Genomic DNA, 7,947 nt, shown 5'->3' with positions numbered 1-7,947 from the left:
GATGGCGAGGCCGCGCGGCGCGCCCTGTCCCGACAAGCCGGTGGCGCGCGCCAGAAGGCCGCTGACGCCCGCGATGCGGCCAAGGCCCAGCAGCATGATGGCCGCCGCCGATCCGATCAGCAGTACGCCCATCAGGCCTTGCAGGGGCATGGCGTGGGGGAAGGCCGTCATATCGCGTTCACCGGAATCTTGAGGTAGCGGACGCCGTTCTCCTCTGGCGGCGGCAGATGGCCTGCCCGCATATTCACCTGCACCGAGGGCAGGATCAGGCGCGGCACATCCAGCGTGCGGTCGCGGGCTTCGCGCATCGCCACAAAGGCGTCCTCGCTGACGCCGTCATGGGCATGGATATTGTCCCGGCGCTCCGCCGCCACCGTCGTCTCCCATTGATAATGGCTGCGCGAGGCGGGCAGATAGTCGTGGCACATGAACAGCCGGGTCTGGGGCGGCAGTTCCAGGATGCGCCGCAGCGAGCGGAACAGCGCGCGGGCGTCGCCGCCGGGAAAGTCGGCGCGGGCGGTGCCGTAATCGGGCATGAACATGGTGTCGCCCACAAAGACGGCGTCGCCGATCACATAGGCGATGCAGGCCGGGGTATGGCCCGGCGTGTGCATGACAGTGAGCAGGACATTGCCCAGCTCAAGAACGCTGCCATCGTCCACGCGATGAAAGTCGAAGTTTGCCTTGGCGCCCGCGAACAGGGTGTACTTGGCTCCGCTCGCCTCGGCCAGGGCACGCCCTGACGAGATGTGGTCGGCATGGATATGCGTGTCGATCACGTAGAGTATCTTCATCCCGGTGGCAGCAGCAGATTCGAGATAGGGTTCAACAGGCCGGATAGGATCGATCACCGCCGCTGACGCCTTGCCGCCGCAGCCCAAAAGGTACGAGGCCCCCACGGGGTCGAAATGCAGGAATTGACGCAGGATCATGATGGAACTCCGCTAAGACCAATCCTTGCGGAGCGGTCCAGTTTGTTATATTCAATAATTCTATTGAGTTATTGATCGATGTGCTGATGTCAAGTCCTTCACCCAAGCTGGCCCTGTTCGAGCAGTTCGCCCTGGTCGCCAAGACGTTGGGCCACCCACAACGACTGGAGCTGATCGAGCAACTCGGCCAGGGGCCGCGCAGCGTCGATCTGCTGGCAGAAAAGCTCGGCTCGCCCATCGCCAATGTTTCGCAGCATCTGCAGTCCATGCGCCGCGCTGGGCTGGTCGCAGCGGAGCGCCAGGGCAAGTACGTCGTTTATAGGCTGGCTGACGCCAGTGTTCTGGCGGCCATGCAGGCGATCCAGCGGGTGGCCGAGAACAACCTGGCCGAAGTGGACAAGATCGTCCGCGGCTATTTCGACCAGCGTGACAGTCTGGAGCCAATCACCCGCGCGGAACTGTCTGACCGCCTGCGCGACGATATGGTCACCGTGCTCGACGTCCGGCCCGCCGACGAATTCGCTCTCGGTCACGTTCCCGGCGCGTTAAATGTGCCGCTTGCCGAACTCGACGCCCGCCTGGCCACGCTCGACCCCGAAAAGGACATCGTCGCCTATTGCCGTGGAGCCTATTGCGTCATGTCCTTTGAGGCGGTGTCGCGCCTTCGGGTGCAAGGCTTCAGGGCCCGACGCCTTGAAGACGGCATGCCTGAATGGGCAGCAGCCGGCAATGCCGTAGCGTCATAACCATACCGAACAGAGAAGAAGCAGCCATGCAGCCCATGCACCGACAAGTTCTCCTGCTGGCGACGGCGCAGGCGCTGTTCCAGATCGTTTCGGTGTTGGTGATGACCATTGGCGGCCTGGCCGGAGCCATCCTGGCCCCATCGCCGGAATGGGCAACAGCGCCAATCGCGGCGATGTTCCTTGGCACGGCTGTATCGACGGTTCCCGCTTCGATGTGGATGACACGCGTTGGTCGCAAGATCGGCTTCGTCACGGGAGCCAGCTTGGGTACCTTGGGCGGTCTGGTGGCAGCCGGCGGGATGACGACCTCGTCTATCACCCTGCTCTGCGTGGGCACGTTCTTGGCGGGGTGCTACCAAGGCTTCGCCCAATTCTATCGGTTCGCAGCGGGAGAAGTCGCTGATGACGGTTTCAGGCCGCGCGCCATCTCGCTAGTGCTTGCCGGTGGGGTGGTGGCAGCCCTCGTCGGGCCGCTCCTGGCACGATGGGGCGGCGAACTCCTGCAGCCCACGTACACGGCCTCCTTCCTGTTCCTGTCGGTCGCTTCGGCCATGGCCATTGGTGTGCTGCTTGGCGTGAACGTCCCGCAGAGCGTGGACACCGCCGATGAGCGGGCCGCAGTAAGGCCCGTCCGTGAAATCGTGCTGCAGCCGACCTATCTCGTCGCGCTCTTCGGCGCCGTCACCGGCTATGGCATCATGATCCTTGCTATGACGGCAACACCATTGGCCATGGTGCACCACCAACACGACCTAGGGGCCACCTCGACCGTGATCCAGCTGCATGTGCTGGGCATGTTTCTCCCATCGTTCTTCACCGGCTCCCTCATCGCCCGTTTCGGCGTTCTGCAGGTCATGCTGGCAGGCATCATGCTGCTGACGGGCCACGTGCTCTTCAGCCTCTCCGGCACCGGCTTCTATTCCTTCACGGCAGCCTTGATCCTCCTGGGTGTCGGCTGGAACTTCCTCTACATTGGCGGCACCAACTTGCTAACCCGTACCTATACAACCGCAGAGAAGGGCAAGGCACAGGCTGCCAATGACCTCACCATCTTCATCGTCGGGCTGGCGGCGTCTCTGAGCGCGGGAGTGCTGCAGAACACGATTGGGTGGCAGGCGCTCAACGTATGGCTTCTACCCTGGCTGGGCCTAGCCGCTGCTGCAATCCTTTGGCTTCGAATGTCGCCGAGGAGCGCCGCAATCCGCGCATAGGATGAGGCTAGCGCGAACCATTCATCCATGTGTCAATTTGCATGAGCCGACCCAAAGCTGCCGGTCAGAGCGATCAATTGGCGTTTCGAACTTTTTGCCGGACTATCTCGACGTCTTGATCGAAAAGACGGGCGTGGCGCCAAGCGTCAATCAGGTCGAGCTTCATCCCCATTTCAATTAGGCTGAGCAACGCGCAGCCGATAAAAAGCAGGGCATCCTTACCCAAGCCTGGACGCCGATCGGCAAGGGAAGCGCATTGCTGGAGGAACCGGGAATCGTCGCCATTGCCCGCCAACTCGAGCGTTCCCCGGCCCAAATTGTGCTGCGCTGGCATTTGCAGCTTGGCGTCCTGCCAATTCCGAAATCTGCAACGCCGTCGCGCAGAGCAGAAAATCTAGCGGTTTACGATTTCGAGCTCGACGACGAGCAGATGCAGGCAATCTCTGCCCTAACTCGCGCCGACGGCCGGCTATTTAACGCCGATCCAGCTACCCACGAAGAGTTCTGATACGAAAATCGCATCGCTATGCGGGGTTCGGTGCCCGCAAGTCCTGCACTTGGGTCACGCGGAACCGAGGGGAGCAACAGCGCCGCCCGTTCTAACGCCAAGACAACTGATCGCGCGGAAGGCGGCCACTTGGATCGAAAACTTCCACCTGATGTGGAAGAGCCGACCCCCAGTCCCACAACACCAGGTTTCGATCTTCTGCGTCAGCACCGGGCGCATAGCTGGGCACGACAATGCCGGCGGCGCCCTGTGACACCAACCGATCGTGTATCGCCCAGGAAACTGGCCGGTCTCCGAGGGCGAGGGCCCATGCCCAGTCGCAAGCAATCTCGCTGACCGAAACGGATGCGGCCGCCCTGCCCTGCTCTGTCGTCAGGTCGATGACATCATCGCAATCCACGTCATAGGAGCAGAGTACGGTCGGATCGAGCCGATGGGGGAGACCCTGGCTGATTTCCTTGATGGCGGTCATGATGCTGAGCCCCAGATAGAGCGCAGGCACACCCTTGGGATTGAACCGAGCCCCACGAATTGCTGCCCCCTCCCCCGAGGTTGGCTTGAAGGACCAGCGGGGATCATGGGCGCGATAGCAGGTGCCGACAAACCTCACGCAAAGCCGCCTAGAGCCATATGGTCTAGGTAGTCCCGTAACGCGGCCGCTTTGCCGTCCTTGACCAGAGCTTCAGCAGTTCTCCCGCCAAAGGCCGGCAATGGTTGAGCACGATACCAGGCCATTGCCTGATCCTTACCGCCGGCCCACTCGGTGACCCGGCTGATGATCTCCAGCATTTCGCGCAAACGGCCCTGTGCTTTTGGGGCGCCTATCCGTTCCGCGCGATAGAGCGTTTCACGCGCCAGTCCCGCGGTCTCGGCGAGCTGGGACTTAGACATACCAAACCCGTCCGCAACACGCTCAGCCGCAATTTGCCCGGCTGGATCCATGTAGGACAGAATGAGCGGGGTTGCCGCGTCTGCCATCTTCGCGATCAAAGCCATGATGTTCCTCAGCCAGAATATGACATATCCAGTGCGCGCAATATATGGCATCCGAACCGCAACTACAAGGCGAGAGCCGGTCACCGGTTTGGCTTACCCAGGGTGCTCCTCAAGCTTTCGCTGATTTCGAGCCGCTTCTCGGTGCGATCGAGCCGTCTTGCGGCGCCAAGTTCGGTCTCGGCCTTAGCAATGCCCGCCCCGGTTGCCTTCGAAGCGTCAAGCTTCGCCCTGAGCAGCGCCATGATCATCGGCCAAGGCGAGAATTTCCCTTCCTTTGCCTTTTCCGAGAGATTTCGCAGGTATCCGCCGGGGGATTTGATCTGATCGGACTTTTGGTAGATCGCGGCCAGCGTAATCGCAGCCGGCTGCTCACCCATTGCGACCTGGGCGTCTTCCCAAGCACTGGGGCTAATCCCGAGAACCGGTCGGGCGAGCTCTGCGGCCGCCAGGAATTCACGCCAATGGCTGATACCGCCACCCTTTGTCAGCCAGAGGACATTCGGACATGCATCCAGCACGATGCCAAGCGGTAGTTCGCGCTTCGGCAAGCGCCGCAGGTTGTCAGTTTCGCCGGCGCTGCCGCCTTCCTCTCTTTTTTCTCCTAAGCCGGTTTCAGATTCAGTTTTAGATTCTGTATTTGAATTCTGTATGTGGCGTTCAAATTGGGACTCATTGGCGTTCATATTTTGTGTTTTTACGAATGTTTCCAACACATCGCGTATCTGGGCCCAAAGGTCATCCAGTTCTGCCGCTACAACCTCGAGGACCTGGCGCGATGCGCTCCGCGGTAGCCGGCCGATGATCGCCTGATACTCGATATGCACACTGCCCCAATTGCCGGGAACGCCTTCTTCGATTGCTGCCTCGATCATCTTGACGATGTCACGCCGGCATATCGTCAGCCGTTCCTTGACGACCTTGTAGGCCTTCTTCTCACCGCGCACGGCCTCTGCAAGCTCCTTGAACTCCACAGCGCGGGCAACGATCGGTGACAGGTCAAAGCCATAGGCCTGCTCGACGTCGCCCCCCTGCCCCTTGCGGGCATAACGCTTGCCGTTGGGGCTGTCCCGGCGGACGACCAGGCCGCAATCGACCAAGTTTGCCAGGTGCCGACGTAGGGTCGTGGGCGACATGCCGTTCGCGCGGCCGATGAGCTGTTCATTGGATGGCCAGACGATGAGCGCGCTGTCGCCGTAGAACGCCGTCTCCGGATGAAAGGACAGCAAGGCATCGAGGATGGCCAACGCCCGATCGGTGGCGCCCAGCGCAATTCGGGCTTCCTTGATATCCCTAAAGACGTGCCACTTATGCACGGTCGCGCCTTCCGGCGCAGTCTGGGCCGTGACCTGGCTGGCAATCATGCCAAGCGTCATCGGCCGCCGCCCAAAGGGCGTCGTTACAGTATGGGTCTGCATCCTTCTTCACCTATCTCTAGGCAATAGAAATCTGCTCGCCGAATCGACGCTCAGTGCCCGAAGGCCTTGACTGTGATTCCTGGAAGTGCGATTCTCTTGATACCACTCTTGAGAAGGGCTTCCGGAATGTCGTTTCGGGGGCCTTTTTCTTTGCCCGGTTTCATGTGCTCTCAGTGCTGATTGTCAGCTGACAATTCACAAAAAGCGTTTGATATTCAGCGGGTTGATCCTTTCGACTGTTTCTCTGTTTTGGCATCGGCACTACCCGCGAACTCCTCAAGGAGTGCGGGAAGGCGTTGTTGGATAAAGCTAGCGAAGGCCGGGCTGTCGGAGACAAGGCGGACTTGGCGCCCCTTCTTTTCAACCCACGCAACTCTGTCGGGAGAGGCAAGCCTACGCTTGGCTATGCGCTGCTTTGACCCGACAGCCTGCAATGCCATGGCGAAACGCTGATCGCTGTCCCCGCTTTGAAAGTCAGCTGACCCCAACACTTCGTCGAGCGCCTCGCGTGCGCCGACGGGCTCGAGGCCTTTGACGAGCTGGAGCCACCTGGGGCGGCCAATCTTGGGCGCTGGGCCAATGGCGACGATCAGGTCCTCGCCGAGCGCCTGCGCGACGGTGAGCAGGCGTGAAATCTCTGGCTTGTCGACGCTGAGGGCAGCCGACAGCGTGTCGCGATCGAAACCGTGGGTTTCCATCTGCATGGCAAAGCGCGCGCGCTCGACAAAGGTCAGGTCCTCGCGCGGCCCATTCTCCTGCCCCTGCAGGATGACCATTTCCTGGTCGGACAGTGTCCGAACAATCGCCTTGAGCTTGAGCCCAAGCTCTTGCGCCACGCGCCAGCGACGATGGCCGGCGGCGATCTGGAAGCGCCCCTCTTCGGTGGGGTGCGGGCGGGCAATGACAGGTATCTGCTGCCCGTTTTCGGCAATAGCTGCCTTGAGCTGCTGCAGGCGTCCATCGCTCGCCGAAGAAATACGATCAGAAACGATCGAGGCACTGAATAGCCCGGGATCAAGCTCCTGGGTCGTTTCTCGACTAGCCAGCTCTTCACGCAACACTTTGGCTTGAGCAGCCTCGGCCGACAGGCGATCGAGGCCAAGGCTCATGGCCTTGACGGCTCCCGAGGGTCGCGTCTGCGACGGCGATCCATCCTCTGGGCGCCCCGGCTTGCCAGCGGCGACCAGACTTTGCAGAATGTCCCTGCCGCGGCCGTCGGGTTTCTTCATTTGACTGCCCTCCCCCAAGCCTGGTGGACCAGCTTCTCAATGTCGCCATTGACGGCATCCATCGATTCAAGCGCCCGGTCGTAGGTCTGGCGGTTCATGGATTCACGAGGGGCTTCGTAGACGGTCTGTTTGGACAGGCCAGCGTCAGAAATGGCCGTCGACTTGACCATCATCGGCGTCAGCACGCGCTCCCCAAAAAGATTACGCAGGAAGGCCACAATCTGGTTTTGCGGGCCGTCATTGGGTTCATGCCGCGTGACCAGGTAGCGCATCCAGTCATAGTTGAGATTGCCACCGTTATCGCGCACCACTGCCAGCAATTGCGAGGTCATGGCCAGGAACTGGTTCATCGAGGCGACGTCGAGCATTTGCGGGTGGACGGTAATCAGTACAGCCGTCGCAGCGCACAGCGCCGACATGGTGAGAAAACCGAGCTGGGGCGGGCAGTCGATGACGACGACGTCGTAGTCGTCTGCCACGCTTTGCAAGGCACTCGCGACCCGCATGAAAAACAGGCCGTCGTCGTCCTGCGTGCCGCTCGACAACACGCGCGGCGTGTCGTGCTCGAACTCGTGCAATTCCAGATTGCCGGGCACCAGGTCGAGGCCCGCGAAATAGGTCTTGCGAACGATCTCAGAAAGCGGCCGGCGCTGCTCGTCGTAGCGGATGGCGCCATAGAGCGTCATGTTGTCAGCCACGTCGAATTCGGGCTGATAGCCGAACAGGGCTGACATCGATGCCTGTGGATCAAGATCGACGGCGAGAACACGATGACCATGCAAGGCAAGGTACTGGGCCAGATGGGTGGCCGTCGTGGTTTTGCCCGAACCACCCTTGAAGTTGGTGACGGCGATGACCTGGAGGTGTTCGCCCTCCTTGCGACAAGGGACGTAAGAGGTCTTCCCCTTAG

10 protein-coding genes are annotated in these 7,947 nt (G+C 61.0%); 3 read left to right on the top strand and 7 right to left on the bottom strand.

Features of this window, described 5'->3' with window-relative positions:
- Window positions 1-167 precede the first annotated feature (167 nt).
- Window positions 168-932 carry an MBL fold metallo-hydrolase gene (locus J0I64_RS07610; RefSeq protein WP_291406995.1) on the bottom strand — a complete coding sequence of 255 codons (765 nt, stop codon included), beginning with the start codon at window positions 930-932 and terminating at the stop codon, window positions 168-170.
- An 86-nt stretch (window positions 933-1,018) separates the two neighbouring features.
- Here J0I64_RS07610 and J0I64_RS07605 point away from each other — a divergent pair, with 86 nt between their 5' ends.
- Both J0I64_RS07605 and J0I64_RS07600 read left to right on the top strand, forming a co-directional pair.
- Window positions 1,019-1,678 (top strand): metalloregulator ArsR/SmtB family transcription factor, encoded by a 660-nt coding sequence (locus tag J0I64_RS07605; protein ID WP_291406994.1) that lies wholly within the window; start codon window positions 1,019-1,021, stop codon window positions 1,676-1,678.
- Window positions 1,679-1,704: 26 nt separating this feature from the next.
- Complete coding sequence (locus tag J0I64_RS07600) at window positions 1,705-2,889, top strand: MFS transporter (protein ID WP_291406993.1); 1,185 nt, start codon at window positions 1,705-1,707, stop codon at window positions 2,887-2,889.
- A 73-nt stretch (window positions 2,890-2,962) separates the two neighbouring features.
- On the opposite strand, the gene J0I64_RS07595 is transcribed toward J0I64_RS07600, so the two are convergent.
- Window positions 2,963-3,115 carry a hypothetical protein gene (locus tag J0I64_RS07595; RefSeq protein WP_291406992.1) on the bottom strand — a complete coding sequence of 51 codons (153 nt, stop codon included), beginning with the start codon at window positions 3,113-3,115 and terminating at the stop codon, window positions 2,963-2,965.
- A gap of 30 nt (window positions 3,116-3,145) precedes the next feature.
- Here J0I64_RS07595 and J0I64_RS07590 point away from each other — a divergent pair, with 30 nt between their 5' ends.
- The gene (locus tag J0I64_RS07590) at window positions 3,146-3,397 is read left to right on the top strand and encodes an aldo/keto reductase (protein WP_291406991.1); all 252 of its coding nucleotides are present in this window, start codon (window positions 3,146-3,148) and stop codon (window positions 3,395-3,397) included.
- Window positions 3,398-3,488: 91 nt separating this feature from the next.
- Here the strand turns inward: J0I64_RS07590 and J0I64_RS07585 are convergent, their stop codons facing one another.
- The 5 genes from J0I64_RS07585 to repA form a co-directional block, all read right to left on the bottom strand.
- Window positions 3,489-4,007, bottom strand: a complete 519-nt coding sequence (locus J0I64_RS07585; RefSeq protein WP_291406990.1) for an RES family NAD+ phosphorylase — start codon at window positions 4,005-4,007, stop codon at window positions 3,489-3,491.
- Window positions 4,004-4,393, bottom strand: a complete 390-nt coding sequence (locus J0I64_RS07580) for an antitoxin Xre/MbcA/ParS toxin-binding domain-containing protein (RefSeq protein WP_291406989.1) — start codon at window positions 4,391-4,393, stop codon at window positions 4,004-4,006. The genes J0I64_RS07585 and J0I64_RS07580 overlap by 4 nt, the downstream gene beginning before the upstream one ends.
- An 80-nt stretch (window positions 4,394-4,473) precedes the next feature.
- The gene (gene repC, locus J0I64_RS07575; RefSeq protein WP_291406988.1) at window positions 4,474-5,808 is read right to left on the bottom strand and encodes a plasmid replication protein RepC; all 1,335 of its coding nucleotides are present in this window, start codon (window positions 5,806-5,808) and stop codon (window positions 4,474-4,476) included.
- A gap of 215 nt (window positions 5,809-6,023) precedes the next feature.
- A complete protein-coding gene (gene repB / locus J0I64_RS07570; protein ID WP_291406987.1) occupies window positions 6,024-7,037 on the bottom strand; it encodes a plasmid partitioning protein RepB in 1,014 nt (337 codons plus the stop codon).
- Window positions 7,034-7,947, bottom strand: a 914-nt coding sequence (gene repA / locus J0I64_RS07565; RefSeq protein WP_291406986.1) for a plasmid partitioning protein RepA, incomplete at its 5' end; no start/stop codon positions are given. The genes repB and repA, both read right to left, overlap by 4 nt.

The sequence above is a fragment of the Devosia sp. genome (assembly GCF_017307565.1).
In the GTDB taxonomy this organism is placed as follows: Bacteria; Pseudomonadota; Alphaproteobacteria; order Rhizobiales; family Devosiaceae; genus Devosia.
The sequence above is the reverse complement of the archived record's forward strand: the minus strand, read 5'-3'. Positions and strand labels throughout refer to the sequence as shown.